The 26,396-nt window shown below is 61.0% G+C and carries 23 protein-coding genes and 1 riboswitch; of the genes, 10 read left to right on the forward strand and 13 right to left on the reverse strand.

What is annotated here, in order from left to right; translation table 11 throughout:
- The first annotated feature begins 873 nt into the window (after nucleotides 1-873).
- Nucleotides 874-1,050: a hypothetical protein gene (locus tag H4W29_RS18075; protein ID WP_192730131.1), complete on the forward strand. Its 177-nt coding sequence runs from the start codon at nucleotides 874-876 to the stop codon at nucleotides 1,048-1,050.
- Between the two features lie 222 nt (nucleotides 1,051-1,272).
- Here the strand turns inward: H4W29_RS18075 and H4W29_RS18080 are convergent, their stop codons facing one another.
- The gene (locus tag H4W29_RS18080) at nucleotides 1,273-2,061 is read right to left on the reverse strand and encodes a class I SAM-dependent methyltransferase (protein WP_192730132.1); all 789 of its coding nucleotides are present in this window, start codon (nucleotides 2,059-2,061) and stop codon (nucleotides 1,273-1,275) included.
- A gap of 335 nt (nucleotides 2,062-2,396) precedes the next feature.
- Here H4W29_RS18080 and H4W29_RS34380 point away from each other — a divergent pair, with 335 nt between their 5' ends.
- Nucleotides 2,397-7,448: a beta strand repeat-containing protein gene (locus tag H4W29_RS34380; RefSeq protein WP_281401365.1), complete on the forward strand. Its 5,052-nt coding sequence runs from the start codon at nucleotides 2,397-2,399 to the stop codon at nucleotides 7,446-7,448.
- Here the strand turns inward: H4W29_RS34380 and H4W29_RS18090 are convergent.
- A complete protein-coding gene (locus H4W29_RS18090) occupies nucleotides 7,441-8,355 on the reverse strand; it encodes a LysR family transcriptional regulator (RefSeq protein ID WP_192730134.1) in 915 nt (304 codons plus the stop codon). The two genes, H4W29_RS34380 and H4W29_RS18090, sit on opposite strands and share 8 nt — an antisense overlap.
- A 178-nt stretch (nucleotides 8,356-8,533) precedes the next feature.
- Here H4W29_RS18090 and H4W29_RS18095 point away from each other — a divergent pair, with 178 nt between their 5' ends.
- From H4W29_RS18095 to H4W29_RS18105, 3 genes are all read left to right on the forward strand, one after another.
- Nucleotides 8,534-9,697 carry a mandelate racemase/muconate lactonizing enzyme family protein gene (locus H4W29_RS18095; RefSeq protein ID WP_192730135.1) on the forward strand — a complete coding sequence of 388 codons (1,164 nt, stop codon included), beginning with the start codon at nucleotides 8,534-8,536 and terminating at the stop codon, nucleotides 9,695-9,697.
- Between the two features lie 139 nt (nucleotides 9,698-9,836).
- A complete protein-coding gene (locus H4W29_RS18100; protein ID WP_192730136.1) occupies nucleotides 9,837-10,382 on the forward strand; it encodes a P-loop nucleotide/nucleoside kinase family protein in 546 nt (181 codons plus the stop codon).
- Between the two features lie 251 nt (nucleotides 10,383-10,633).
- A complete protein-coding gene (locus tag H4W29_RS18105) occupies nucleotides 10,634-12,448 on the forward strand; it encodes an acetolactate synthase 3 large subunit (RefSeq protein ID WP_192730137.1) in 1,815 nt (604 codons plus the stop codon).
- 42 nt (nucleotides 12,449-12,490) lie between these two features.
- Here the strand turns inward: H4W29_RS18105 and H4W29_RS18110 are convergent, their stop codons facing one another.
- The 3 genes from H4W29_RS18110 to H4W29_RS18120 all read right to left on the reverse strand — a co-directional run bounded on the left by H4W29_RS18110 (nucleotide 12,491) and on the right by H4W29_RS18120 (nucleotide 14,890).
- The gene (locus H4W29_RS18110) at nucleotides 12,491-13,360 is read right to left on the reverse strand and encodes a bile acid:sodium symporter family protein (RefSeq protein WP_192730138.1); all 870 of its coding nucleotides are present in this window, start codon (nucleotides 13,358-13,360) and stop codon (nucleotides 12,491-12,493) included.
- Nucleotides 13,361-13,570: 210 nt separating this feature from the next.
- The gene (locus H4W29_RS18115) at nucleotides 13,571-14,227 is read right to left on the reverse strand and encodes a glutathione S-transferase family protein (protein WP_192730769.1); all 657 of its coding nucleotides are present in this window, start codon (nucleotides 14,225-14,227) and stop codon (nucleotides 13,571-13,573) included.
- 21 nt (nucleotides 14,228-14,248) lie between these two features.
- Nucleotides 14,249-14,890 (reverse strand): dihydrofolate reductase family protein, encoded by a 642-nt coding sequence (locus tag H4W29_RS18120; RefSeq protein WP_192730139.1) that lies wholly within the window; start codon nucleotides 14,888-14,890, stop codon nucleotides 14,249-14,251.
- A 90-nt stretch (nucleotides 14,891-14,980) separates the two neighbouring features.
- Between H4W29_RS18120 and H4W29_RS18125 the strand changes: the two genes are divergently transcribed.
- Nucleotides 14,981-15,502: a winged helix-turn-helix transcriptional regulator gene (locus tag H4W29_RS18125; RefSeq protein WP_192730140.1), complete on the forward strand. Its 522-nt coding sequence runs from the start codon at nucleotides 14,981-14,983 to the stop codon at nucleotides 15,500-15,502.
- Between the two features lie 16 nt (nucleotides 15,503-15,518).
- On the opposite strand, the gene H4W29_RS18130 is transcribed toward H4W29_RS18125, so the two are convergent.
- Nucleotides 15,519-16,109, reverse strand: coding sequence for a TetR/AcrR family transcriptional regulator (locus H4W29_RS18130; protein ID WP_192730141.1), 591 nt, complete (start codon nucleotides 16,107-16,109; stop codon nucleotides 15,519-15,521).
- A gap of 159 nt (nucleotides 16,110-16,268) precedes the next feature.
- On the opposite strand from H4W29_RS18130, the gene H4W29_RS18135 reads away from it, so the two are divergent.
- On the forward strand, nucleotides 16,269-17,024 hold the full coding sequence (locus tag H4W29_RS18135) for an SDR family NAD(P)-dependent oxidoreductase (RefSeq protein WP_192730142.1): 756 nt from the start codon (nucleotides 16,269-16,271) through the stop codon (nucleotides 17,022-17,024).
- A 71-nt stretch (nucleotides 17,025-17,095) separates the two neighbouring features.
- On the opposite strand, the gene H4W29_RS18140 is transcribed toward H4W29_RS18135, so the two are convergent.
- Complete coding sequence (locus H4W29_RS18140; RefSeq protein WP_192730143.1) at nucleotides 17,096-17,995, reverse strand: SDR family oxidoreductase; 900 nt, start codon at nucleotides 17,993-17,995, stop codon at nucleotides 17,096-17,098.
- Between the two features lie 97 nt (nucleotides 17,996-18,092).
- Here H4W29_RS18140 and H4W29_RS18145 point away from each other — a divergent pair, with 97 nt between their 5' ends.
- The gene (locus H4W29_RS18145; RefSeq protein WP_192730144.1) at nucleotides 18,093-18,926 is read left to right on the forward strand and encodes a helix-turn-helix transcriptional regulator; all 834 of its coding nucleotides are present in this window, start codon (nucleotides 18,093-18,095) and stop codon (nucleotides 18,924-18,926) included.
- Here H4W29_RS18145 and H4W29_RS18150 read toward each other — a convergent pair.
- Nucleotides 18,923-20,041: a metallophosphoesterase gene (locus H4W29_RS18150; RefSeq protein WP_192730145.1), complete on the reverse strand. Its 1,119-nt coding sequence runs from the start codon at nucleotides 20,039-20,041 to the stop codon at nucleotides 18,923-18,925. The two genes, H4W29_RS18145 and H4W29_RS18150, sit on opposite strands and share 4 nt — an antisense overlap.
- A 131-nt stretch (nucleotides 20,042-20,172) precedes the next feature.
- Nucleotides 20,173-21,066 carry a transcriptional regulator GcvA gene (gene gcvA, locus H4W29_RS18155; RefSeq protein WP_192730146.1) on the reverse strand — a complete coding sequence of 298 codons (894 nt, stop codon included), beginning with the start codon at nucleotides 21,064-21,066 and terminating at the stop codon, nucleotides 20,173-20,175.
- 117 nt (nucleotides 21,067-21,183) lie between these two features.
- Between gcvA and H4W29_RS18160 the strand changes: the two genes are divergently transcribed.
- Both H4W29_RS18160 and H4W29_RS18165 read left to right on the forward strand, forming a co-directional pair.
- Nucleotides 21,184-21,888 (forward strand): SDR family oxidoreductase, encoded by a 705-nt coding sequence (locus tag H4W29_RS18160; RefSeq protein ID WP_192730147.1) that lies wholly within the window; start codon nucleotides 21,184-21,186, stop codon nucleotides 21,886-21,888.
- A gap of 138 nt (nucleotides 21,889-22,026) precedes the next feature.
- Nucleotides 22,027-22,242 (forward strand): hypothetical protein, encoded by a 216-nt coding sequence (locus tag H4W29_RS18165; protein ID WP_113299231.1) that lies wholly within the window; start codon nucleotides 22,027-22,029, stop codon nucleotides 22,240-22,242.
- Between the two features lie 35 nt (nucleotides 22,243-22,277).
- On the opposite strand, the gene H4W29_RS18170 is transcribed toward H4W29_RS18165, so the two are convergent.
- Genes H4W29_RS18170 through H4W29_RS18185 form a run of 4 tightly spaced genes read right to left on the reverse strand, consistent with a single transcriptional unit; the run spans nucleotide 22,278 to nucleotide 25,869 of the window.
- The gene (locus tag H4W29_RS18170) at nucleotides 22,278-23,051 is read right to left on the reverse strand and encodes a class I SAM-dependent methyltransferase (protein ID WP_192730148.1); all 774 of its coding nucleotides are present in this window, start codon (nucleotides 23,049-23,051) and stop codon (nucleotides 22,278-22,280) included.
- 3 nt (nucleotides 23,052-23,054) lie between these two features.
- On the reverse strand, nucleotides 23,055-23,819 hold the full coding sequence (locus H4W29_RS18175; RefSeq protein ID WP_192730149.1) for an ABC transporter ATP-binding protein: 765 nt from the start codon (nucleotides 23,817-23,819) through the stop codon (nucleotides 23,055-23,057).
- Nucleotides 23,816-24,841, reverse strand: coding sequence for a FecCD family ABC transporter permease (locus H4W29_RS18180; protein ID WP_210332196.1), 1,026 nt, complete (start codon nucleotides 24,839-24,841; stop codon nucleotides 23,816-23,818). The genes H4W29_RS18175 and H4W29_RS18180 overlap by 4 nt, the downstream gene beginning before the upstream one ends.
- Before the next feature lie 11 nt (nucleotides 24,842-24,852).
- Nucleotides 24,853-25,869, reverse strand: a complete 1,017-nt coding sequence (locus H4W29_RS18185; protein ID WP_192730151.1) for an ABC transporter substrate-binding protein — start codon at nucleotides 25,867-25,869, stop codon at nucleotides 24,853-24,855.
- Between the two features lie 178 nt (nucleotides 25,870-26,047).
- A riboswitch (cobalamin riboswitch) is annotated at nucleotides 26,048-26,356 on the reverse strand.
- Between the last annotated feature and the right edge of the window lie 40 nt (nucleotides 26,357-26,396).

The following is a 26,396-nucleotide window of genomic DNA, read 5'->3' on the forward strand; positions in this document are numbered from 1 at the left end:
CGAAAGTCGACGTCGCGATCCGAAAAGTGTCTCTGCCCCCGTAGCCGGAGTAATAATCGCTGTTCTCGAAGATAATTCCCGCCTCTGGAATTATGATGAGAGTAGAGCTCCTCGTCCGGAACACATCATCTCCAGGCGTGCCGTTATAATCGCCCATGCGTCGTCCTCCGTTTTGCTGTGGTTTCAGGATATTGTTGGACGCTTCTTTCTGAGGCAAGTGAAACTACCATGACGGTCACTCGCTCCTCTCACCTGGCATTCTATCAGGTTATAGGACGGATTGCTACTTTGGATTGTTTTTTGTGTGGCGGGAACCCGTTCTCGATGAGAGCGGATAATGCAGGTCGGTGTGGCCATGCTCCGCGATGTTGGCGTGGCTGACCGAACAATCGGTCTGCGACCCACCGCCACCGATATGTCGGAAGCATGCTGGCCGGAGTTCGTGAGGATTAACGTGCTGCCGCCAGCGGGGTGGAAAGTATAATTCTTTCGATGTTACCTGTTTTATCCGCTCCGCCTATTTTACCACCTTTTGCTGTGTGATTGAGAATAGTAGATCGGCTCACTTTGCGATAACAATGAAAATAAGGAAGTTATTTTGTGTCGATGTACGCAGAATAGGTCCGAAGCTTTGGCTTTCAAAAGCTGAAATCGAAGGGAAGTCATGAGGATATACTGTCTGATAATTGCGCTTCAGCTCGGCCTGCTGATGTGGGTGGGAGCCTACTATAGCGCTCAGGGATTTTATCTCACATTCAGCGCCTCGCATTCCCAGACCGTTGCCTTCGCTTCACCCGACATCGGCGCGATCCGTACGGGCGCCCGATGACGATCACTCTATGACAAACCAAGAAACAAGAAAAAGACACCACCATGAGACCGCTAAATTCCCTCCTGATCGTCTATCTTGGCCCGCCGCTGATGGCAGCTGCGTTTCTTCTGTTCACTGTGTCGTGGCTCGGGGATAAACCATTCGACCCGGGTCAGGATACGGTGACCGCCGTGCGAAAAGGCGGCAGGATCGGCAGCCAGAGCGAGATGTTTCGGTAATTAGGGGCGTCGCGCCACCAGGCGAAGTATGAGAAGGGCCACCAAGTGGGGCCCGGCGACCCTTCTCCTGCTGGTAGGTGCAGCATCCAGCGGGGGCAAAATACAAGCAGCGGCTGTTTCCGATAGTGACCGCGGTCACATTGCGATAATTTATTCTCGTGGAAGCTGAACGAACCTGAGCTGCCACTTCAGGAAAGAGCAATCGCCCGACGGGCATTTCATCTAGGGTCGCTCGGCCATGACGAGCAGGAGGAATGCGGCAAGGTCGCGCCAGCGGGCAAAACGCTTGTCTTCGCAGGCTTGAGCGCTCGGTTGCGGCTCGCCGATCTTGCCGATGCGGAAACCGGCCGCAGCGATGCTATTCAGATAATCACTCATTGTGCGCGGGAAGCGGGGGACAGCGAAGGGTTGAACGATTTCGTCTGCCGGCCGGCTGCCGAAACGCCATTCTTCGGTGAAGGTGCTGCTGTCAAAATAGCGCGAGACGCAGAGTGCGGTTGCGATGCCGGCCTCGTTTCTCTGCCAGGCGAGGCCCGGCGTGATGAAGCACGGGTGCAGAATGCTGAAGGCGAGGAAGCCGCCGGGGCACAGGAGGCGATAGGCCTCCCGCATCGTGGCATCGAAATCCGGGCCATCCATGAGCGCCATGGTGGAAATGACGGCATCGAAGGAGGCATCGGGAAAGCCGGTATCGGTGCTGTAGGAGGAGACCCTATAGGTGATGCCTAGGGGATGATCTTCTTCAGCTTTTCGCGCATGGCCGATCATCCGCTCGGAGAGGTCGATGCCGGTCATGCGCGCGCCCATTTGCGCGAAGCGGCGGGTATTGGTGCCTTCGCCGCAGCCGAAATCGATCACATCGAGGCCGACAAGCGGCGGCAGAAAATCGACGAAGGCGGGAAAGGTGAAGAGTTCGCGGTAGGTGTCGTAGCCCTGTCGCACGTCATGCGTCCATTGATCCGCATTGCCGTTCCATCGCGCCGCCACGTCCTGCAACATTTCGTCGGTCATCGTGCTTCCATTCGTTTTTGCCGATTCACGCTGTGAGAGAATAGGGCGGTTTGCGGTTGTAGGGGAGCGGCCTGGCTGCATTGAGCGCGAACGTGGGGTTCTATTCTTGCGCTGTTGATCTTGTTGAACCATTGCCTTGGCGAGGCTGCAAGAAGCGGTGGCGTATCAAACATGATCAGTGGTTCGATGCTTCGGTCCGACTTGCTGAAGCAGGAACAGGGCATCAGCTATCTTGATGAGATTTCGACAATAACCACTTGCAATTTATGCAACCTGCGGGATACGGTTGCTCATGTATTCTTAAGATTGCAATTTTTAATTTTGAGGAAATACCTATGTCTGAAAACTTGGTTGCGCTCAATAATGTCCTGACCGGTGGCAATGGAGACGACGTTCTCAGTGGAAGCGCCGGGGCCGACATCCTTTCCGGTGGGCTCGGCAACGACACTCTTTATGGCGGTGCCGGAGATGACATCCTGATCAATGACGGCCATGGCATCGATGGTCTTTGGGGCGGCACCGGCAACGACACCTACCAGTTTGCCTTCGGCAGCGAGGTGGTGGTTGGCGATCCGAACCTTGGCTTCCTGAATCACGTCTCGGATGCGGAGGGAGAGGGCTCATCCGATACGCTGGTGTTTACCAACGCCAATTTCGACGATTTGCAGTTTATGCAGGGCTATAAAGGCTTCCGCCCGGATCATCTCTACATTCGCAACATTGCCACCAATGAAGTTATGGGCGTCAGCTGGCAGTTTTCTTCCGCCAATCCGGCAAGCACGGCCGGTATCGAAACCTTCGTCTTTGCCGACGGCAGCTACATCACGCGGGCTGAACTGCTCACCCTCGTTGGCGGCGGAACCATCGTGCCGCATGCGCCCCTGGTTCTCGGCGGCACGCCCGGCGACGATATTCTTACCGGTGGTATTGGCAATGACATCCTGATTGGCGGGGCTGGTGCGGACGTTCTGAATGGCGGCGCCGGCACGGATACGGTCAGCTATGCCGGATCGTCTTCCGACGTGACGATCGATCTGGATGCCGGAACTGGTCATGGCGGTGATGCCGAGGGTGATACTCTGTCAGGGATCGAGGTCGTCGTCGGCTCGGGCTACGGCGACACGCTTATTGCTTCGGGCGCTGGGGGGACGGTGGTTCTACGGGGCGGAGCCGGTGACGATGTCTATGAAGTCCGCGGCCCCAATGTCGTGGTGGAAGAACAGCTGAACTCGGGCAACGATACCGTCAAAGTAAGTGGTCTCGGCAGCTATACACTATCGGCCAATGTCGAGAATCTCATTCATGACGGCAGTACCAGCTTCACCGGCACGGGCAATGATCTCGACAATGTGATGACGGGCGGCAGCGGCGATGACGTGTTGAGCGGTGGTGTCGGCGACGACACGCTTTCCGGTGGGCTCGGCAATGACACTCTTTATGGCGGTGCCGGAGATGACATCCTGATCAATGACGGCCATGGCATCGATGGTCTTTGGGGCGGCACCGGCAACGACACCTACCAGTTTGCCTTCGGCAGCGAGGTGGTGGTTGGCGATCCGAACCTTGGCTTCCTGAATCACGTCTCGGATGCGGAGGGAGAGGGCTCATCCGATACGCTGGTGTTTACCAACGCCAATTTCGACGATCTGCAGTTTATGCAAGGCTATAAAGGCTTCCGCCCGGATCATCTCTACATTCGCAACATTGCCACCAATGAAGTTATGGGCGTCAGCTGGCAGTTTTCTTCCGCCAATCCGGCAAGCACGGCCGGTATCGAAACCTTCGTCTTTGCCGACGGCAGCTACATCACGCGGGCTGAACTGCTCACCCTCATTGGCGGCGGAACCATCGTGCCGCATGCGCCAGGCACCGTTCTGAACGGAACCGCGGGTGATGACGTGCTGACTGGTGGTAATAGGGACGATCTACTCAACGGTGGCGACGGCAACGATACCCTTGCCGGTGGTCTTGGCAACGACGTTCTCCATGGCGGCAACGGCAATGACATCCTGATTGGCGGGGCTGGTGCGGACGTTCTGAATGGCGGCGCCGGCACGGATACGGTCAGCTATGCCGGATCGTCTTCCGGCGTGACGATCGATCTGGATGCCGGAACTGGTCATGGCGGTGATGCCGAGGGTGATACTCTGTCAGGGATCGAGGTCGTCGTCGGCTCGGGCTACGGCGACACGTTAACAGGTGGTCTCGGCAACGACGTTCTTCACGGCGGCAACGGCAATGACATCCTGATTGGCGGGGCTGGTGCCGATGTGCTGGATGGCGGCGCTGGTACGGATACGGTCAGCTATGCCGGATCGTCTTCGGGCGTGACCATCGATCTGGATGCCGGTACCGGCTATGGCGGCGATGCCCGAGGTGACACCTTGTCGGGGATCGAGATCGTCGTCGGCTCGGGCTACGGCGACATACTTGGAGCTTCGGGTGCCAATGGTACGGTCATCCTGCGCGGAGGAGCCGGTGACGACGTCTACGAGGTCCGCGGCCCCAATGTCGTGGTGGAAGAACAGCTGAACTCCGGCAACGATACCGTCAAAGTGAGTGGTGTTGCCAGTTATACACTGTCAGGCAATGTCGAGAACCTCACCCATGAGGGCAGCACCAGCTTCACCGGCACGGGCAATGATCTCGACAATATAGTAACAGGCGGCCTGGGCAATGACGTTCTCCACGGCGGCAACGGCAATGACATCCTGATTGGCGGGGCTGGTGCGGACGTTCTGAATGGCGGCGCCGGCACGGATACGGTCAGCTATGCCGGATCGTCTTCCGGTGTGACCATCGATCTGGATGCCGGAACTGGTCATGGCGGTGATGCCGAGGGTGATACTCTGTCAGGGATCGAGGTCGTCGTCGGCTCGGGCTACGGCGACACGCTTATTGCTTCGGGCGCTGGGGGGACGGTGGTTCTACGGGGCGGAGCCGGTGACGATGTCTATGAAGTCCGCGGCCCCAATGTCGTGGTGGAAGAACAGCTGAACTCGGGCAACGATACCGTCAAAGTAAGTGGTCTCGGCAGCTATACACTATCGGCCAATGTCGAGAATCTCATTCATGACGGCAGTACCAGCTTCACCGGCACGGGCAATGATCTCGACAATGTGATGACGGGCGGCAGCGGCGATGACGTGTTGAGCGGTGGTGTCGGCGACGACACGCTTTCCGGTGGGCTCGGCAATGACACTCTTTATGGCGGTGCCGGAGATGACATCCTGATCAATGACGGCCATGGCATCGATGGTCTTTGGGGCGGCACCGGCAACGACACCTACCAGTTTGCCTTCGGCAGCGAGGTGGTGGTTGGCGATCCGAACCTTGGCTTCCTGAATCACGTCTCGGATGCGGAGGGAGAGGGCTCATCCGATACGCTGGTGTTTACCAACGCCAATTTCGACGATCTGCAGTTTATGCAGGGCTATAAAGGCTTCCGTCCGGATCATCTCTACATTCGCAACATTGCCACCAATGAAGTTATGGGCGTCAGCTGGCAGTTTTCTTCCGCCAATCCGGCAAGCACGGCCGGTATCGAAACCTTCGTCTTTGCCGACGGCAGCTACATCACGCGGGCTGAACTGCTCACCCTCATTGGCGGCGGAACCATCGTGCCGCATGCGCCCCTGGTTCTCGGCGGCACGCCCGGCGACGATATTCTTACCGGTGGTATTGGCAATGACATCCTGATTGGCGGGGCTGGTGCGGACGTTCTGAATGGCGGCGCCGGCACGGATACGGTCAGCTATGCCGGATCGTCTTCCGGCGTGACGATCGATCTGGATGCCGGAACTGGTCATGGCGGTGATGCCGAGGGTGATACTCTGTCAGGGATCGAGGTCGTCGTCGGCTCGGGCTACGGCGACACGTTAACAGGTGGTCTCGGCAACGACGTTCTTCACGGCGGCAACGGCAATGACATCCTGATTGGCGGGGCTGGTGCCGATGTGCTGGATGGCGGCGCTGGTACGGATACGGTCAGCTATGCCGGATCGTCTTCGGGCGTGACCATCGATCTGGATGCCGGTACCGGCTATGGCGGCGATGCCCGAGGTGACACCTTGTCGGGGATCGAGATCGTCGTCGGCTCGGGCTACGGCGACATACTTGGAGCTTCGGGTGCCAATGGCACGGTCATCCTGCGCGGAGGAGCCGGTGACGACGTCTACGAGGTCCGCGGCCCCAATGTCGTGGTGGAAGAACAGCTGAACTCCGGCAACGATACCGTCAAAGTGAGTGGTGTTGCCAGTTATACACTGTCAGGCAATGTCGAGAACCTCATCCATGAGGGCTGCGATGGCGGGTTTGTCGGCACCGGTAATGATCTTGATAATACACTGATAGGCAGCGAGTGTAACGATACGCTTTCCGGTGTCGGTGGCAATGACGGTCTCTATGGCGGTGCCGGAGATGACATCCTGATCAATGACGGCCATGGCATCGACGGGCTTTGGGGCGGCACCGGCAATGACACCTATCAGTTTGCCTTTGGCGATGAGGTGGTTGTCGGCGATCCGAATGTCTACTTCATCAATCATGTGTCCGACGCCGAAGGGGATGGCTCGTCTGATACATTGATATTCACGAATGCCAACTTCGAGGATCTGGAGTTCCTACAGGGCTACAAAGGCTTCCGTCCGGATCACCTCTACATTCGTCATACTGCGACCAATGAGGTTATGGGCGTGAGCTGGCAGCTCTCGTCTGCTGATCCGTCGAGCACGGCCGGTATCGAAACTTTCGTCTTTGCCGATGGTCGCTACATTACGCGAGAAGAACTGCTCACGCTCGTGGGCGGAGGAACCGTCGTGCCGCATACGCCGGGCTCCGTTCTCAACGGAACTGCGGGTGACGATGTCCTTTTCGGTGGTGTCGGCGACGACACGCTTTCCGGTGGGCTCGGCAATGACACTCTTTATGGCGGTGCCGGAGATGACATCCTGATCAATGACGGCCATGGCATCGATGGTCTTTGGGGCGGCACCGGCAACGACACCTATCAGTTTGCCTTCGGCAGCGAGGTGGTGGTTGGCGATCCGAACCTTGGCTTCCTGAATCACGTCTCGGATGCGGAGGGAGAGGGCTCATCCGATACGCTGGTGTTTACCAACGCCAATTTCGACGATCTGCAGTTTATGCAAGGCTATAAAGGCTTCCGTCCGGATCATCTCTACATTCGCGACATTGCCACCAATGAAGTTATGGGTGTCAGCTGGCAGTTTTCTTCTGCCGACCCGGCAAGCACGGCCGGTATCGAAACCTTCGTCTTTGCCGATGGCAGCTACATCACGCGGGCTGAACTGCTCACCCTCATTGGTGGTGGAACCATCGCGCCGCATAATATGATAGACGTTGATCGCGATGCCTTCCTTATTTAACACGCGAATTGATGCCTTGAACGAGGTTCCAGAAGCTCTCGGCAATGTCAGTCATGCGCGCCCTCGGCCTGATCAGTACGATCCTGACCTCGACCGCCCAATCGGCCGATCCGGCTGAGGTCAGTGTTCCTGCCGGTCCCATCTCATCCGCGGCCAGGCTCTCCGGGATCCAGGCCACGCCCTTTCCCTCGATCGCAAGCGCCTTCAGCGCCATTGCCAGATGCGAGGTGAAGACCGTCGAGAGCTGCAGCGGAGCTGTCCTGGCGGAAAGGGCGGATGACAGGATGCGGCCCATGCCCGACGTTTCCTCGAAGGCAAGATGGGGGATAGGGCGATCCGTGATCTCCGAAATGCTATGGAGCGGCCGGCCATCCCTGTCCCGCCTGCTAACGGGGATCAGTCGGTCGGTCGCAAGCTCGACATGCCTGTAGGCGTTCAGGTCGAGACGGATTCTGCTGTCTCGATGATCGTGGCAGAGCAGGAACTGCGCGCGCCCTTCCATCATGATCCGCTCGCATTCGTTCATATTGTCGGAGAGGAGGCGGATGGGCATCGTCGATGCCTCGTGGCCCAAACCTTGAACCCAGCGGGGAAAAAAGATGAAGGAGAGGGCATGGGTGGCGGCGAAGGTCACGGTCGAGGTCGCCGCCCGCATCTGTTCGATTTCGCTGATGGCGCGCTCCAGACGGGCGGTGACATCATCGGCCGCTGCAAGCATGGCTTCGCCTGATGGCGTCAGTTTCAGGCGGTGCGTGGAGCGATCGACGAGTTCGGCGCCGCACCACTCTTCCAGCGATTTGATGCGGCGGCCGAAGGCCGGTTGCGTGATATTGCGCTTTTCGGCTGCGCGCGAAAAGTTCAGGGTTTCCGCGAGAGCCTGGAGGTCGGCGAGCCAGGTGGTTTCCACTGATGTCGATCCGTTTTTGGTGATGCTTTGATGGCACTGAGGAAATGGTATCGTGTTCATTCTTTCAAGAGATTTCGAAATTCTCTATGCCGTTTCGGCATTGAAAGAGCCCGGATCGGCATTGGACGATGGGGCGCCTGTCTCCTAGAACATGAGCATCTGAAGAATGGAGACTGCCATGCGCATCATCGATGTCCGCGAAGTCACGAAGCCGATCGCTTCGCCTATCCGCAATGCCTATATCGACTTCAGCAAAATGACGGCGAGCCTTGTCGCCGTCGTCACCGATGTGGTGAAGGACGGGCGCCGCGTGGTCGGCTACGGCTTCAATTCGAATGGGCGATACGGGCAGGGCGGGCTGATCCGCGAGCGGTTCCGGGACCGTATCCTGGAAGCGGCGCCCGACAGTCTCGTGAACGATGCCGGCACCAATCTTGATCCGCACCGGATCTGGGCGGCGATGATGAAGAACGAGAAGCCGGGCGGTCACGGCGAGCGCTCGGTCGCCGTCGGTACGATCGACATGGCGGTCTGGGACGCCGTTGCCAAGATCGAGGGCAAGGCGCTCTTCCAGTTGCTCGCGGACATGAAGGGCAGGGAAGCCGATCCCAGGGTCTTCGTCTATGCCGCCGGCGGATATTACTATCCCGGCAAGGACAACAGCGCCTTGCGCAAGGAGATGCGTACCTATCTCGACCGCGGCTATACCGTGGTCAAGATGAAGATCGGCGGTGCTTCGATTGACGAAGACCGGGGCCGCATCGAATCCGTGCTCGAGGAGATCGGTTCTGAGGCACAGCTTGCCGTCGATGCGAATGGCCGCTTCGATCTGGAGACCGGCATCGCCTATGCCAAGATGCTGGGCGACTATCCGCTCTTCTGGTACGAGGAAATCGGCGATCCGCTCGATTATGCGCTGCAGGCAGCCATCTCCGAATTCTACGATGCGCCGATGGCGACCGGCGAGAACCTCTTCTCGCATCAGGATGCCCGCAACCTGCTTCGCTATGGCGGCATGCGTGCGGATCGCGACTATCTGCAATTCGACTGCGCGCTGTCCTATGGGCTTGTGGAATATCTGCGTACACTCGATGTGCTGCGCCAGTTCGGCTGGTCGCCCTCGCGCTGTATTCCGCATGGCGGCCACCAGATGTCGCTCAACATTGCGGCTGGCCTCGGCCTTGGCGGCAACGAGAGCTATCCGGATCTCTTCCAGCCCTATGGTGGATTTCCGGATGGGGTAAAGGTCATCGACGGCCACATCACCATGCCGGAACTGCCCGGCATCGGCTTCGAAGGCAAGGCCGATCTGATCAAGGTGATGCGGGAACTGGCGGAGTAGAACGGAAAACTGGACGAGAACTTTGTCTCTGTTTTTCCCTGAAAAGGACGGGACATAATGATAGTTTCCGTTGTCATTAATAGACGACGCATCAGTTGCCGATGCATTGCGGGCCGACGATGCGCAGGAGGCGGATCGCATGGTGATGTCTTACCGGGAGGCAGTGGCTGCCGCTGAGGATCTGGCGCAAAGCGAGCCGCGGATCGTGTTCCTGATGTGTGGTCTGGCGGGTTCCGGCAAAACGACGTTTGCGAAGCGGCTGGAGGCGCTCGGATGCGAGCGCTTCTCAATTGATGAGGAGGTCTGGCGGCATGACGGGCGTTTTGGCGTCGATTATCCCGAGGCTGCCTATGCCGATCTGCAGGCCGCGGCGGAGGCCAGGCTGAGGCTGCGTCTTGAAAATCAGCTGACCGCCGGCACGAAAGCCGTGGTCGATTTTGCGTTCTGGAACGCCGCGTCCCGCACCCGCTACCGGCAGCTTGTCGAAGCCCATGATCACCGGTGCCGCATCATCTGTCTGCTGGTGGAGGAAGCGATCTTGCGCAACCGTTTGAAAGGACGAGCAGCACGACGCGACGCGAATGCCGCATTTCCGATAACGGACGAGTTGCTCGCAAAATATGCTCAAGGTTTCGAATTTCCGAGCGAAGAGGAAGCATGGATCGTGCGGGCTGAATTCGATTGAGGATGATCGATCCATGCGATCGACGCATCCGATGGGCTCCGCAAAGACGCGATTGACGGGCTCGCGATTTGCGGTTAGCTCTTACGCCCATGAAAATCGCAATGGTTCTCGTCGTGGTGATATCGCGCATGGGCAGGACGGTGTAACCGTCCGGCATCAGCCACCCATGCGCCGAACACAAGGTCCCTGACGGGGCCTTTTTTTATGCCCCGTCGCACCCCAATCACCTCTATCAACGACGGAAAATTGCTATGACCGGCGATAAGGCCAGCTTTACCCAAAATTCTCCCAATACCTCCTCCGGCCGCCTGATGAACGGCGGCGAAATCGTTCTGCAGGCGCTGCGCGACAATGGCGTCGAACATATTTTCGGTTATCCGGGCGCGGCCGTTCTGCCGATCTATGACGAGATCTTTCAGCAGGACGAGATCAAGCATCTGCTCGTGCGCCACGAGCAGGGTGCAGGACACGCCGCCGAAGGCTATGCGCGCGCGACCGGCAAGGTCGGCGTCATGCTGGTAACCTCCGGGCCGGGTGTCACCAATGCCGTCACCGCGCTGCAGGATGCGCTGATGGATTCCATTCCGCTCGTCTGCCTGACGGGGCAGGTGCCGACGACGCTGATCGGCACGGATGCCTTTCAGGAATGCGATACGGTTGGCATCACGCGGCCCTGCACCAAGCATAATTTCCTTGTCGATCACATCGACGATCTCGCAAGCACCATCCATCTCGCCTTCAGGATCGCGACATCAGGGAGACCGGGGCCGGTTCTGGTCGACATGCCCAAGGACGTGCTGTTTGCGAGCGGGCCCTATGTCGGGCCGCAGGAGATTTCGGTGCCTGCGAACTACCAGCAGCCGATGCGCGGCGACCATGAGGCGATCGCTGCCGCGGTCAGGCTGATGGCGCAGGCTGAGCGGCCCGTCCTCTATACCGGCGGCGGCGTCATCAATTCCGGGCCGGAGGCCTCGCGCCTGCTGCGGGAACTGGTGGAGCTGACCGGCTTTCCCATCACCTCGACGCTGATGGGGCTCGGCGCCTATCCGGCGAGCGGGCCGAACTGGCTGAAAATGCCGGGCATGCATGGTTCCTACGAGGCAAACATGGCGATGCATGATTGCGACCTGATGATTGCTGTCGGAGCGCGCTTCGACGATCGCGTCACCTCGCGCGTCGACAGGTTTTCGCCGGGTTCGAGGAAGATTCACATCGATGTCGATCCATCCTCGATCAACAAGAATGTATCAGTCGATATCGGGATAACCGGCGATGCGGCTGAAGTGCTCAGGGATATGATCGAAGCCTGGTGGGCGCTTCCGGCCCGACCGGAGCGAGGGCGGCTTGACGCCTGGTGGGGCGAGATCGAGCGATGGCGGGCGCGAAACTCCTTTGCCTATGAGATGCGCCATGACGTGATCATGCCGCAATATGCGCTGGAGCGGCTGCATGCGCTGACGACCGATCTCGACCCTATCGTGACGACGGATGTCGGCCAGCATCAGATGTGGGCGGCACAGCTCTTCGGCATCGAAGGGCCGAACCGATGGCTCACTTCAGGCGGGCTCGGCACGATGGGTTATGGGTTGCCGGCGGCGATCGGCGCGCAGATTGCCCATCCCGGGCGGCTGGTTCTCGGCATTGTCGGCGATGGCTCGGTGCAGATGACGCTGAAGGAACTTTCGGCGGCGATGCAGCATCAGGCGCCGGTCAAGATCTTCATCCTGAACAATGCGCAGCTCGGCATGATCCGGCAGTGGCAGCAGATCCTGCATGGCAACCGCCGGGATAAATCCTACTCCGCTTCGCTGCCTGACTTCGTCAAGCTGGCGGAAGCCTATGGCGCCGTGGGGCTGCGCTGCGAGAGGCCGGATGAACTGGATGCGAAGATCAGGGAGATGATCGCTATCGACCGACCGGTTCTCTTCGACTGCCGGGTCGCGGCCCTCGAAAACGTCTATCCGATGGTCCGCAGCGGCCGGCCGCATAATGACATGCTGTTCGGTGAGGATGTGCGCGCTGCGGAAGCAGAGGGCGAATTCGGCTTCAGCCAGGGGCTGGTCTGAGCGTCTATCAGGTTGGCCGGTGCCGGGGACATCGGCCAACCGTCATCTGTCGAGATCGTGCGCCGGTGCTGCGCGAATGCGGGCGAATTTCAGATAGGGGATCGCGACCAGTGCGCCGATGAAGACATGCAGCAGTACGACCGCGACAGCCGCCTTCTCATCCGGAAAATTATAGGCGGCGATTGCCATGGCGACGCCCGGATGGCGCGTGCCTGTCGCGAGCGCCAGAACCACGCGATCATGGGCGTGCGGCCCGCCCAGGGTGTGGCCGACCAGCAGGCCGAAAGCGGTGAAAAGCGCAAGGAACAGGAGAAGCCCCCTGCCGACAAGCACCCAGACTGCGGGCAGCGTCACGAAGATGACCGGCAGGGCCGCCAGAATGAGCAGGGCGGTTCCGAGTGCTCCCACCGGCTGGGCGATCCGGGCGGCGGTGGCCGGCGCGAAGCGCTCGACCAGCATGCCGAGCACGAGCGGCACGATGACGGATATGAGCACGATGGGCACGATGCGTATGGAGGGCATCCGGTACTCCTCCTGAAAGACGGCATCTGCGAGCGCAACGGCGAGAGGAACGAGGATGATGGCGAGAAACGAGGCCGTGACGCAGAGGCTGATCGCATAGGAGGAGGTGCCGGCCGCTCGCTTCTGCTTCCAGGTCAGGATGGGCGGAACCGGGGCCATGGCCAGCCCGAGAAGTGCGATCTGGAGCGGCAGGGGCAGCGGAAAAACGGAGGCGGCCGCAAGGGCAAAACCGAGCATGACGATATTCATCGACAGGATGGATTTGAACAGCAGCATAGGTCGGGCCAGCAGGTATGCGATGTCTTTGAGCGTCGCCCGCAGCCCAAGCGAAAAGACGACCAGGAACAGGCTGGCCTTCAGAGCGAGTATGATCCATTCCGCAAGTGTCATTGCTGCCCCCGCCGGCCGGTTGGTCATCCGCTTCCCTATGCGCCTGGCCGTTACGGGGCGATCGGTAGGGAAAAATGGCCCAGGGCGGAAGTACGTTACAGTAAATGCCTGATATCTTCAGATGCTGCCGTTACCAGCTGTCAGACAAAGGCGGCTTTGCACCGATACTGCTTGCCGCGGCATCTCCTTGAAAGCGGAGCGGTGACCCGCTCAATCGCGCCCGACAGGCGCCCCGAGCGGGTAGAAGTGGCGGTAGGGGCGCGCTTCATCCAGCGCCCTTGCATAGCTCGGGCGCTGGAGCAGGCGGGCGCGGTAGGCGCGGACATTCTTGAAATGCTCGGGAACGGGGTGCGCCCAGTCGGCGTAGAGCAGAGCAGGGGCTGCGGAGCAGTCGGCGAGGCTGAAGGTCTCGCTTGCGGCCCATAGGCGGTCCTTCATATGCGCATCGAGAATGCCATAGGCGGTTTCGAGCGCCTGGCGCCAACGCACATAACCGTCATCCGGCTCCATTTCCCAGCCGCGTGCGGCATTGACCATGCGCTGCTGCGGATATTGGACGTAATTGTCGAAGAAGCGATCCCACATGCGCACCTTGATGGCCATTGCGGGATCCCGGGGGATGAGCGGTTGGTCGCCGGGACTGAGCGCATCGATGTACTCGATGATGCTTGTTGCTTCGAAGATGAAGTCGCCGCCATGCTCAAGGATCGGAAACCGCTTGATCGGCCACTTTGCCTGGAATTCCGAGGTGATCGGCTCGCCGCCATCCAGAAGCTTCACTTCGAAAGGCAGGTTCTTCTCGTAGAGGGCGGTTTTCGCCTTCTGTGAGTAGGAGGAGAGCGGGTGCAGGTAGATCACCAGCGGCATGGCGGCGGACATGGGCAAGCCTCACTTCGACAGCACGACATGGGCGGCCTTTTCCGTCATCTCGTGGGATTTGACGGAGAAACCGAGCGCCGGCAGGTCGATACCCTCGAACATGGCTTCACCCTTGCCGAGCACAACCGGGGAGATGGCGAAATGCATCTCGTCGATCAGGCCGGCCTTCAGATATTGCCTGACCGTGCTGACGCCGCCGCCGATCTTGACGTCCTTGTCGCCGGCTGCGGCCTTGGCCTTTTCCAGTGCTTCCTCGATGCCGCCGGTGATGAAATGGAAGGTGGTGCCGCCTTCCATGACGATGGGCTCGCGGGCGTAGTGGGTGAGGATGAAGGTCGGTGCGTGATAGGGCGGGTTCGGCCCCCACCAGCCTTTCCACTCTTCGTCAGGCCATTCGCCCCTGATCGGGCCGAACATATTGCGGCCGAGGATGAAAGCGCCGAAGCCCGCCATGGCTGCCGCACCATACTGGTCATCGACGCCAGTCGTGCCGTCGTCCTTGCCGATCATGGTGCGGAAGGTGCGGGTGGGGAAGAACCACTGGTGCACCTCCATGCCGCGCTTGCCGAGGGGATTTTCAAGGCTCTGGTCGGGGCCAGCGCCGAAACCATCGATCGAAAGAGAAAATGCAGCTACGCGTACACGTGTCATGTCAGCCTCAATCTGGTTGCGTTTTGAAATCAGTTGTCTTGTTGCATAACCAATCCTATAATGCAACTGGTTTTTCTCGCGGAGTCGAATATGGATATCGAAATACGCTCGGGCTGCCCGATCAACCTGACGATGGAAGTGCTGGGCGACCGATGGAGCCTGGTCATCATCAGAGATATCATGTTCGGCAATCGACGTCATTTCCGCGAACTGTTGAACCGCTCGGAGGAGGGCATCGCCTCCAATATTCTGGCGGCACGGCTGAAGCGGCTTCTCTCCTTCGGGCTGATCAGCAAGCTCGACGACCCCTCCCATAGCCAGAAGGCGATCTACAGCCTGACGGAAGCGTCGATCCAGCTCGTGCCCATGTTTGCGATGATCGGCGCCTGGGGGCGGCGGTTTCTGCCTGTAAGCGAGGATCTGAGTATCCGCGCCGAATTGCTGGAAGAGGGCGGGCAGCCGCTCTGGGACGAGTTCATGGAGGATCTGCGGCGGATCCATATCGAGGATCCGATCGGCGGGGCGAACGGCACGGTCAAATCGCCGGTTCTGGCGCGGCTGACGGCGGCGTTTCTGGAAGTGCGGGCGAAGATGGATGCGGCGGCGGGCTAAATTCGGCTGCTGAAGCTCAGGAAGATTTCGACGGCCAGGTGGAAAGCGCCTGCTCGGCAACGGCCTCCAGCATATCGCGGCTGAAGCCGGCCTTGGCCTGTACCGCCATGCCATGACCAACCGCCAGCAGGAATGCAGCAAGGGCGGCAGGCTTGGCGGTCACGGGCAGATCGCCCTCGGCCTTTGCCCGTTCGAAGCGTTCGCGAAGCTGCATTTCACCGACCGCGCGGGCATCGATCAGAGCCTGCCGCACCGGTTCGGATTCATCCGATCCCGCCAGCACGCCATTGATGCCGAGGCAACCCCTGTGGGTGGGAAAGCGGGTGTGGAGATCGATCGCGTTGGACAGGATGAACGCGGCAACATCCCGCGATGTCGGCAGTTCCAGCGCTTTCGGGATGTAGTCCAGGTATCGCTCGTAATAGCGATCCAGCACCTGGCGGAAGAGCGCTTCCTTGTTGCCGAAGGCGGAATAGAGCGCCGGCCGCTCGACGCCCGTCGCCTCGGTCAGGTCGGCATAGGACGCGCCTTCATAACCCTTGCGCCAGAAGACGCAAAGCGCGGCATCGAGCGCTTTTTCGACATCAAACTCGCGATGGCGTCCCATCAGATCGACTCAATGAATTTCATAATGGTCGTTACTAAACCACTTGACAGCCTTTGTCCAGATTTCATACCAATCGTTACTGTAACGATCGTTACGAAAAATTACGCCGCCGGCCGATAGGGGCCGGCAGTGCCTCGATGAGGTATGGAAAGGACTGATATGTCTGACATTTTGAAGGGAAAGGTCGCTCTGGTGACCGGTGGTTCACGCGGGCTGGGTGCTGCTGCAGCAGAGGCGCTTGCAGACCAGGGTGCTGATGTGGCGATCAGCTATGTCAATTCGGCGGAGAAAGCGGAAGCCGTGGTCGAGACGCTGCGGGCGAAGGGTGTCCGGGCTCTGGCGATCCAGAGTGACCAGGCCGATACGGCGGCGGCCAAACCGCTGGTCGACAAGGTTCTGGCCTATTTCGGCAAGCTCGACATCCTCGTCAACAATGCGGCGATTGCCGTGCAGGGCAGGACGGTCGATGACCCCGAACTGGACACCGTCAATCTCGATCGTCAGTGGCAGGTCAACGTGATGGGTGCGGTGGCAACGACGCGGGCGGCAGCACAGGTAATCTCGGATGGCGGGCGGATCATCTTCATCGGCTCGCTGCTCGGCAGCCGCGTGCCGTTTTCGGGTGTTGCCGATTATGCGGGAACGAAGGCGGCAATTGCCGGCTATGCGAAGGGTGTGGCGCGCGATCTCGGTGGGCGCAATATCACCGTCAACATCGTCCAACCCGGTATCATGCCGACCGACATGGCGGCCGATGTGCGCGACAACCTGCCTCCGGCAGTAATGGACCTGCACCCGATCCGGCGCATCGCGACGCTGGAGGAAGTGTCGGCGGCCATCAGTTTCCTGGCGGGGCCGAATGGCGGCTATATCAGCGGCGGCGTGATCGACATTTCGGGCGGGCTGCAGGTCTGAAATCAAAACGGCCCGTCGCCTGCGGAGCCAAGAAACTCCGCAGGCGACTGGTTCGGCGACGAGCCAATCGGTCAGGCAGCCAGAGCGCCGTAATCCATCGCGTCGAGATCGGCGATCAGGCCGGGTCCGACGGGGTCCCATCCGAGGATTCGTCGGGTCTTTTCGCTGGAGGCCGGGAAGTCGAGGCCGGCGAAGATTGCCATCCAGCCGAAATGCTCGGCCGCCTTTTCCGGCGCGACCGAGATGACCGGCAGCTTCAGCCCGCGGCCCAGCGCCTCGGCGATCTCGCGGGTGGCGATGCCTTCTTCGGCAACGGCATTGTAGCGGGCACCTGATACCCCTCTTTCGATGGCAAGCCGGTAGAGGAGAGCAACGTCCAGCAAGTGGCCGGCCGGGAAGCGGTTGCGGCCTTCGCCGACATAGCCGACGGCGCCATTCTGCCGGGCGATTTCGATGAGCGGGGAGACCAGGCCCTGTTTGAACGTGTTGTGGACCTGGGGAAGGCGCATGACCGAGACGTTGATGCCCTGATCGAGCAGCGCATTGCCGGCACGTTCGGAGGCGATACGCGGGTTGGGATGCTCGTCATTGAAGACATCCTCGCTCGCGGGTTCGCCGAGATGGGCATTGCCGATGCCGGTGCCCGAGGTGATGAGCAGCGGGCGGTTGGAACCCTTCAGCGCCTCGCCCATGGCGGCAATGACGCGGCTATCCTTCTGGCAATTCTCGACGAAGCGGGAGAAATCATGGTCGAAGGCCGTATGGATGACGGCATCGGCCTTTTCGACGCCGCGCCGGACGCTTTCTGGCTCTTCCAGCACGCCGCGGTGGACTTCGACGCCAGCTGCTTCCAGCGCCCTGGCGCCGGTGTCGGAACGGGTCATGCCGATGACATGATGGCCGGCCTTCTGAAGTTCGGGGACGATGGCCGAGCCGATGAAGCCGGTGGCGCCGGTGAGGAAAATGCGCATTGGGTCTCTCCTTGTTGCAGTGAACCCTGTTATTGCGCTATGTTTTATGCTGTTAAAGTAGTGACATTATCCTATTATAATGGCTAACAGGCACGGTATGAGCACTGACGCCAACCTCCTCGGCACCTTCCTTCGCGACCGCCGCGCGCGCCTCGATCCGGCCGTGTTCGGATTCTCGGGCCGCCGACGCACGCCGGGGCTCAGGCGCGAGGAGGTGGCGCAGCGCGCCAATATCAGCCCGACCTGGTACACATGGCTGGAACAGGGGCGGGGTGGCGCGCCATCGGCCGACGTGCTGAACCGGATCGCAAACGGACTGATGCTGACCGAGCCGGAGCGCGAGCATCTCTTCATTCTCGGCCTCGGCCGGCCGCCCGAGGTGCGTTACCGCGCCGTCGAAGGCATCAGCCCACGCCTGCAGCGGCTTCTCGATACGCTCGAGACGAGCCCGGCGCTGGTGCGCACGGCGGCCTGGGATATCGTGGCGTGGAACCGTGCGGCCACCATCGTCATGACCGACTATGGCAAGCTTGCGCCTGATGACAGGAACGTCTTGCGCCTGCTGTTCTCCAATCCCGGCGTCCGCAATGTCCAGCACGACTGGGAGGCCATGGCGCGTTTCGTCGTCGGGGCCTTCCGGGCGGATGCGGCGCGGGCGGGGGCGACCTCGGAAATATCAGATCTGGTGGAGGAGCTTTGTCGCACGAGCGCCGAGTTCAAGCGGATCTGGGAGGAGAACGAGGTGATCGCCCATGGCGAGGGAACCAAGCGGCTGAGACATCCTGTTCTCGGCGATATCGAGCTTGAATATTCCGGCTTTGCAATCGACGGCAGGCCGGATCTCAACATGGTCGTCTATAATCCCGTCGATCCCGATCTCGCCGAGCACATCCGTCGGATGGTCCGGGATGGGAGACCCGGGCGGGATTAAATCCTTCGCCGCAGCGTGAATACCGTCAGTTCCGAAGGCCTGCCCAGCCTCAGCGCAAAGCCCGGCCAGAGCGCGGTGCCGTTATTGACGTAGAGCTGCATGCCGCCGACGTGGTAGTGGCCGGAAACGAAACCGCCATTTGCGCGGGCGACCAGACGGTCGAGGCCGAGTACCATGCCGCCATGGGTGTGGCCTGACAGCTGCAGCGCGATGCCCCTCTTGGCGGTCTCGGCTGCCATTCTCGGCTGATGGTCGAGAAGAATGATCGGCGCCTCGGTTGGCGCGTCTTTCAAGGCCGCGGCAAGATCGGGATTGGGCATCGGTCTGCCGAATGCTGCCAGATCCGTCACGCCGGCAATGATGATGCGGTCCGTTCCGCGCTCGATGACGGCGTGCTCGTTCATCAGCATGCGCATGCCAAGACTGACGTCGTGCGCTATCCAATCGTCGTAGCCGAAATAATATTCGTGATTGCCGGGGATGGCGAAGATGCCGTCGCGCGCCTCGAGCTTCGCCAGCGGTGCTACATCCGCGCGGCGCTTTTCGAGGCGGCCATCGATGAAATCGCCGGTCACGACGATCAGATCGGTTTTCAGGTCATTGGCCCTCTCGACGAGGGTTTCGGCCCAGGAGGCCGGGAAGAGGCGGCTGAGATGCAGGTCGGTCAATTGCAGCAGGCGGTAGCCCTCGAAGGCTTCGGGAAGGTCCCGGATCGATATCTCGACATTCTTGACGGGCGGAATGCGCACGGCTCCAGCGACGCCAAAAGCGGCCAGGCCGAAGGCCGCGAGCCCGATGATGTAGCGGACCTCAGAGGGAACGGCCGGAAATTGTCCCTCCACGAGAGCAAGGACAAGCGAAACGGCATCCAGTGCGATCTGGAAGACGGCCAGTAGGAGCGTCGCGCCGAAGAGGAAATTCAACACGATAATCAGCGGGCGCGGATATTCGGGCGCGAAGACGGAACCCGAGGATATACGGTTCAGCAGCACCTGTTGGGAGGCGACCAGCAGCACGCCGGCAAAGAGGGCCTTGGCGGGCCAGATCCATGGCAGGGGGAGAATGAACCTGAGGACGACGACGAGCCAAGGAAGCCCGAGAACGAAATGGAACATCAAATAGGCCTGTGATTATCGATGCTTATGGGAGGGAATGAAGAGATTGAATCTGGTGTCTCCGGCGTTCTGCGCAAGGGGCTCATCATTCTTCGGGTTCGCCGGCCCGGCACTGGCCCAGGCGCGAGCACTCAGCCTGGCTTCTGCGCTTCGGCGAACAACCAGCCGATCACGGTTTCCCGCGCAGCAGATTTCCGGTAGCGGGGCCAGACGAGGTAGATATCCGACGGGCCGCGCAGCCGGGCTTCGAAGACACGCACGAGCCGCCCCCTTGCCAGATCCTCGGTGACGAAACCGCCATTGGCGAGAACGATGCCCTGTCCGGCAATCGCCGCCTCGATGGCGTGTGCGGTCTGCGAAAAACTGATGCCCTTGAAGGAGGGGCTTCTGCTGTTGGCGAGATGGCGCTCGACGAATTCCGGCCAGAGATTGTGGGCGTCGTGCAGCAGCGGATAGGCCGCAAGCTCCTCGGCCGTGCGCGGCGGGTCGCGGCCGGCCAGAAGCAGCGGACTGCAGACGGCAATGACCTCCTGTTCGAACAGGAGTTCTGCATTCAGACCCGGCCCGAAGGGCGGGCGGCCATAGCGGACGGCGAGATCGACACCATCGACGGCGAAGTTCGAGATACGCTCGGTCGCCAGGATATGCAGGTCGAGATCGGGGTGCAGCGCGGTGAAATCAGGCAGGCGCGGGATCAGCCATTTCGATGCGAATGTCGGCGTCGTGCTGATGGTGAGCTTGATCGCCTGCGGCTTCAGCTCGTCCGTTGCCCGCGCGATGATTTCGAAGGCGCGCCTGATATCGGCGATGTAGCGGCGGCCTTCGCCCGTCAACGCAAGCGTGCGCGGGAGCCGTTCGAACAGGGCCATGCCGAGCTGCGCTTCGAGCCCGCGAACCTGCTGGGCCACGGCGCCCTGCGTGACGCCGAGCTCTTCGGCGGCGAGCCGGAAGTTCAGGTGTCGTGCCGCAACCTCGAAGGCCCTGAGGCCATTGAGGGCGGGAAGCTTTCCCGGGATATCGCTCATCGAGTAGTTTTTCTACTGCCATAGAAGAGGAGAACTGTTTCGCGCTCGCGTGTCGGACATGGTATCGTGCCTGCATACTTCGATCAATTGGCGATATCACTTCAGGAGGGAACCAGCATGTCAGTAGAAAAAGTGGCTGTTATCACGGCAGGCGGCAGCGGCATGGGGGCCGAGAGCGCAAGACGCCTTGCGGCCGATGGATACAAGGTCGCGATCCTGTCTTCGTCCGGCAAAGGCGAGGCGCTCGCCAGGGAACTCGGCGGTGTCGGCGTGACCGGTTCCAACCAGTCGAATGACGATCTGAAGCGGCTGGTCGATTCCGCCATGAAGGAATGGGGCCGCATCGACGTTCTCGTCAACAGCGCCGGCCATGGGCCGCGCGCCGCACTGAATGAGATCACCGACGAGCAGTGGCATACGGGCATGGACGTCTACCTGATGAACGTCATCCGTCCGGTGCGGCTGGTCACCCCGATCATGCAGGCGCAGAAGAAGGGCGCGATCGTCAATATCTCGACGGCCTGGGTTTTCGAGCCGTCGACAATGTTTCCGACCTCGGCCGTCTTCCGCGCCGGCCTTGCCGCCTATACCAAGCTCTTTGCCGATACCTATGCGGCCGAAAATATCCGCATGAACAACGTGCTGCCCGGCTGGATCGACAGCCTGCCGGCAACAGAGGCGCGGCGCGAAACCGTGCCGATGCAGCGCTACGGCACGAGCGCGGAGGTGGCCGCGACCATCGCGTTTCTGGTGTCTGATGGGGCGGGGTATATTACCGGCCAGAGCCTGAAGGTCGATGGTGGGTTGATGCGGTCTGTTTGAGCGAGAGCGCCTGCCGGATGTTTGATGGCGGACGGCTGATCGTCGAGGGCAGGGTAGCTTGAACTATTCGGCTCTCAGCCTATTGTCAGGCGGTGGATATTGCGCCCATGCCCGCGACGATCGAGAAGGCCGGAAGCCATGCAGAAGTTCACTGTGACCATCACGCGAGAAATCGAGGCCGACACCGCCGAGGAAGCCGCGCTTCTTCTGTATCAGGAGCTCGCGAGGGACGCGGCGCCGCTTCGCTATCTGGTTGCTGATGAGACTAAGAGGACGAGGACTGTGACACTGGATCGGGCAAAGGCAGACGAATTCGCTGCTGTCGATCATACTGCCGATCCTGGGAACTGGTAGACGGCGGCTGCCGGGTCAACTCCATCCGCAACAGATCAGGGTCGCCGGCAGGTCAGGATGAAGCGGCGGTAGACCAGGGTTCTAAGCTTGTTTCTGAGGTTGGCATTCCTGCGCTGCGCCCGGGCGATCGGGGCGTGGGAGTGCAGTTCGATTTCGGCAAAGCCGGATGCCATCAGCAGCGGCAGCAGTGTGTCGGGGTGCAGGCCGGTGCCGAAGGGCAGGGCGGACATGATGCGGGTGTGGCGAGTGCTGAGCGCGCCGTCATAGTTCCTGTCGGCGCCGATGAGGCGGTCGATCCATGAGATCAGCAGGCTGGCGATGCGGCCGGTGGGCTTCGGGCTTGCCCAGTCGCCGTCGAAGAAGAGCAGCAGGCCACCGGGCTTGAGGATGCGGAGCCATTCGGCGAAGGTTTCCTGCGGCCGGGTCAGCGTCCAGACGAGGTGGCGGCAGACGATCGCGTCGTAATGCGCATCCGGCTCCAATGTGTTTTCGGCGTCTGCCAGGATGAAGCGCAGGCGCTTCTTGCCGGCGTGTTTGGTGCGGGCAACCTTCAGCATCGCTTCGGAGAAATCGAGCGCGGTGACGTCATGGCCGAGATCGTGGATCAGGCGCGTCACTTCGCCGGTGCCGCAGGCAAGTTCCAACACGCGTTTGGGCTCAAGGCCGAGAGCCTCGCGGATCGGTTTCTGCCAGGCATCGGCCTCCGGGCCGGGGGCGATCTTGTGGCCGAAGGCGAGGTCGAAGGTTTCCGAGCGTTTCGACCAGTAGTCGCGGATTTCTTCCTTAAGATCGAAATTCACGCCGTCCATGTCTCAACCCACCCGATACTGGATATGTGTGCGGCCATGCACGGCCGATCTTTCGATATGGGCGCGCACGCCGAAGACGCGGGCGATCAGATCTTCGGTCAGCACTTCCTCGGGCGTGCCTGCAGCCACGACCTCGCCCTTCTGCAGCACGGCCAGGTGATCGCAGAACATCGCCGCCAGATTGAGATCGTGCAGCGCGATGATGGAGGTGAGGCCGAGTTTTGAAACCAGCGCCAGGATATCGAGCTGGTGCTGGATATCGAGATGGTTGGTCGGCTCGTCGAGCAGGAGTTCGCTTGGGGCCTGGGCGAGGGCTCTGGCGATATGGACGCGCTGGCGTTCGCCGCCGGAGAGCGTCTGCCAGAGCTGACCGGCGCGCTCGCTCATGTCGACGCGGGCGAGTGCTTCCGCAACGGCGGTATCGTCATCGGCTCCCCAGGAGGCAATGAGGCCGCGATGCGGGGTGCGGCCGAGGCGGACGATGTCGCGCACGGTGAGCTGCGTATCCGTCGTCGACTGCTGCTCGACGAAGGCGATGCGGCGGGCGAGTGCTGCACGCGAGAGGCCCGAGACATCGTCGTCGCCGAGGCGGATGATGCCGCTTTTGACCTGCCGCAGGCGGCAGATCAGCCGCAACAGGCTGGATTTGCCGGAGCCGTTTGGGCCGAGCAGGCCGAGCACCTTGCCCTTTTCGACTAATATGCTGACGCCATTGACGATGACGGTGTTGCCGGCCGCGTAACTGACCTTGTCGACGGTGATGCTCATGCGCTTCTCCGCACGCGATAGAGGATGACGGCAAAGGCCGGTGCGCCGAAGAGCGCGGTGACGACGCCGATCGGCAGGATCTGCTGGGGAATGATGATGCGCGAGACAATGTCGGCGCCGACCATGAAGATCGCCCCGCCGAGCGCGCTCGCGGGCAGGAGACGGCCGTGGGAGGGGCCGACGAGGAAGCGGGCGGCATGGGGTATGACGAGGCCGACGAAGCCGATGGAACCGACCATGCTGACCACACCTGCCGTCATCGCCGCTGTCACGCCGAGCAGGGTGAACTGCACGCGGCGCACTGCGATGCCGAGGGAGGCTGCGGCATCCGTGCCGAAGGCGAAGGCATCGAGCGCGCGCACATGCGCAAGGCAGACGACGAAGCCCGTCAGCGCGACCGGCACGGAGAGCCAGACATCCGGCCAGCGCACGCCACTGAGCGACCCCAGGAGCCAGAAGAGTACGCCGCGGGCCTGTTCGGCATTGGCCGAGGTGGTGACGATATAGGAGGTCAGCGCATTGAAGAGCTGCGAGCCCGCCACGCCGCAGAGAATGATGCGCTCGCTGGTGCCGCCGGCACCCGCGGCGAGCAAGCCGACGAGCAGGAAGGCGATCACGGCGCCGATGAAGGCGCCGCCGGAGAGGCTGAGCACACCGTAGCCGAGACCTAATATCATGACGCAGACCGCTCCGGTGGAGGCACCGGCCGAAATGCCGAGCACATAGGGTTCGGCGAGCGGATTGCGCAACAGGGCCTGCAGCACCACGCCGCAGAGCGCCAGCGACGCGCCGGCACTGGCCGCCACCAGCGCGCGGCTGAGGCGGTAATCCCAGACGATGCCCTGATGAACGCGGCTGAGCTCGAATGCCGTGCCGAACAGGCGGTTGGAAACCGCCTTTGCCGTGGTGGCGAGCGGGATCGATATCTCGCCGATCGATACGGCGAGACTGATCATGATACCGAGCAGGAGGAGGGCGGCGATGGCGAGCGCTACCTGCGCCCACCATCGTCTCTGTGGCAAGGCAGCCTGGCTCACTGCGTCAGACCGAAGGACTTGATGCCCTTTGCCAGCACTTCGATGCCGTCGATCGTGCGGATCGTCGGGTTCATCGACTGGGCGTCCATCATGACGAAGCGCTTGTTCCTGACGGCATCGAGCTCTTTCGTGACCGGATCGTTTTCCAGGAAATCCACTTTCACCTTCGGGTCGTCGGCGGCATAGCGGCGCCGGTCCATGGTGGCGATGACGATGACGGCCGGGTTGGCTTGCGAGATCGTTTCCCAGCCGACGAGGGGCCATTCTTCCTCTGTTGTCACGACGTTCTTCGCGCCGAGCGTCTTCAGGATATAGGCAGGCGCGCTGTTCTTGCCGGCGATGAAGGCATCGCCCTTCACCTCCTTGCTGGAGAACCAGAAGACGATCGGCAGGTTCTTTGCCGCAGCACCTGAAACGGAGGCGACGGCCGCGACCTCGCGCTCCCTGAGGTCGGCGATCAGTGCATCGCCGCGGTCTTTCACGTCGAAGATCTCGGAGAGTTCGCCGATTTCCTGATAGATCAGGTCCATCGTGAACAGCTCCTTGCGCACGCCATCGCCACCATCGGTGTTGATCTTGGCGACGCAATCGGCCGGCGCGATATAGGTGTTGATGCCGAGATCGGCGAACTGTTCGCGCTTGCCGACGGAGCCCTGGGCGCCGACATGCCATTCGAATTCGGCAGCAACCAGATCGGGCTCGGCGCCGACGACGGATTCGAAGCTCGGGTCGTTGTCAGCCAGCCGTTTGATCCTGCTGTTGGCCTCTGCATATTGCGGCAGGACCGGGCCGACCCAGACGGCGGTGCCGGCGATCTTGTCGGCAAGGCCGAGCGAGAAGAGCACTTCGGTCATGCCCTGGCCGATCGAAACGACCCTGGCCGGTGCCTTTTCGAAAGTGACCTTCTGGCCGCAATTGCTGAGGGTGAGGGGATATTGGGTGGCTGCGAAGGCGGGGGCTGCAAGGCCGGCCAGCCCGAGCGCGAGGGAAAAGCTCTTCAGAAGCTGTCGCATGGGAAACTCTCGATCAAAAGGAAAAGGGCTAGCGGACGCCGGTGCGCGCAGATGCGTGAGCCAAACGTGGCGGGACGGCTAGCGGCGAGTGGTCCAATCGGGACGGATCGCGTGCGGCAAGCGGCAGGAAATAAGGTCAATCATATCTGCTCCTTGTCCAGGCATCCCCGCCTGGCTGATTGGATTGCGATTGACGGCAGGTCTCCTGGCTCGCGGATGTCAGCTGGTCATCTGCCTTCCCGCGCTTTCGCGCAGTGGCGTGGCCCTGAGGCCGGCGGAGATGATCGCAAGCGATCACTCCGATATGACCAGTTCGCTTGTCATCTTCCGGGATGAATGGCGAACCATGCATTCCAGGATATGACCAGCAATCCGCTTACAGTTGCGGGGGCAGCCACGGTCTTGGTCCCTATTGGGTCGTCCGCACCGTGTTCCCTATTAATCCCCTTGGAGTCTTCCTCGGGGAACCGTCGCCCCGATCTATGACGCCGCCATGGGCGACGTCAAGCGCAGGGAACGCGAAGTGT

The organism is Rhizobium viscosum (assembly GCF_014873945.1).
Taxonomy (GTDB): Bacteria; Pseudomonadota; Alphaproteobacteria; order Rhizobiales; family Rhizobiaceae; genus Rhizobium; species Rhizobium viscosum.

Coding starts and splice junctions, on each gene's coding strand:
- H4W29_RS18075 (WP_192730131.1), top strand. CDS start 874: ATGAGACCGCTAAATTCCCTCCTGATCGTCTATCTTGGCCCGCCGCTG.
- H4W29_RS18080 (WP_192730132.1), bottom strand. CDS start 2,061: ATGACCGACGAAATGTTGCAGGACGTGGCGGCGCGATGGAACGGCAAT.
- H4W29_RS34380 (WP_281401365.1), top strand. CDS start 2,397: ATGTCTGAAAACTTGGTTGCGCTCAATAATGTCCTGACCGGTGGCAAT.
- H4W29_RS18095 (WP_192730135.1), top strand. CDS start 8,534: ATGCGCATCATCGATGTCCGCGAAGTCACGAAGCCGATCGCTTCGCCT.
- H4W29_RS18100 (WP_192730136.1), top strand. CDS start 9,837: ATGGTGATGTCTTACCGGGAGGCAGTGGCTGCCGCTGAGGATCTGGCG.
- H4W29_RS18105 (WP_192730137.1), top strand. CDS start 10,634: ATGACCGGCGATAAGGCCAGCTTTACCCAAAATTCTCCCAATACCTCC.
- H4W29_RS18110 (WP_192730138.1), bottom strand. CDS start 13,360: ATGACACTTGCGGAATGGATCATACTCGCTCTGAAGGCCAGCCTGTTC.
- H4W29_RS18115 (WP_192730769.1), bottom strand. CDS start 14,227: ATGCCGCTGGTGATCTACCTGCACCCGCTCTCCTCCTACTCACAGAAG.
- H4W29_RS18120 (WP_192730139.1), bottom strand. CDS start 14,890: ATGACACGTGTACGCGTAGCTGCATTTTCTCTTTCGATCGATGGTTTC.
- H4W29_RS18125 (WP_192730140.1), top strand. CDS start 14,981: ATGGATATCGAAATACGCTCGGGCTGCCCGATCAACCTGACGATGGAA.
- H4W29_RS18130 (WP_192730141.1), bottom strand. CDS start 16,109: ATGGGACGCCATCGCGAGTTTGATGTCGAAAAAGCGCTCGATGCCGCG.
- H4W29_RS18135 (WP_192730142.1), top strand. CDS start 16,269: ATGTCTGACATTTTGAAGGGAAAGGTCGCTCTGGTGACCGGTGGTTCA.
- H4W29_RS18140 (WP_192730143.1), bottom strand. CDS start 17,995: ATGCGCATTTTCCTCACCGGCGCCACCGGCTTCATCGGCTCGGCCATC.
- H4W29_RS18145 (WP_192730144.1), top strand. CDS start 18,093: ATGAGCACTGACGCCAACCTCCTCGGCACCTTCCTTCGCGACCGCCGC.
- H4W29_RS18150 (WP_192730145.1), bottom strand. CDS start 20,041: ATGTTCCATTTCGTTCTCGGGCTTCCTTGGCTCGTCGTCGTCCTCAGG.
- gcvA (WP_192730146.1), bottom strand. CDS start 21,066: ATGAGCGATATCCCGGGAAAGCTTCCCGCCCTCAATGGCCTCAGGGCC.
- H4W29_RS18160 (WP_192730147.1), top strand. CDS start 21,184: ATGTCAGTAGAAAAAGTGGCTGTTATCACGGCAGGCGGCAGCGGCATG.
- H4W29_RS18165 (WP_113299231.1), top strand. CDS start 22,027: ATGCAGAAGTTCACTGTGACCATCACGCGAGAAATCGAGGCCGACACC.
- H4W29_RS18170 (WP_192730148.1), bottom strand. CDS start 23,051: ATGGACGGCGTGAATTTCGATCTTAAGGAAGAAATCCGCGACTACTGG.
- H4W29_RS18175 (WP_192730149.1), bottom strand. CDS start 23,819: ATGAGCATCACCGTCGACAAGGTCAGTTACGCGGCCGGCAACACCGTC.
- H4W29_RS18185 (WP_192730151.1), bottom strand. CDS start 25,869: ATGCGACAGCTTCTGAAGAGCTTTTCCCTCGCGCTCGGGCTGGCCGGC.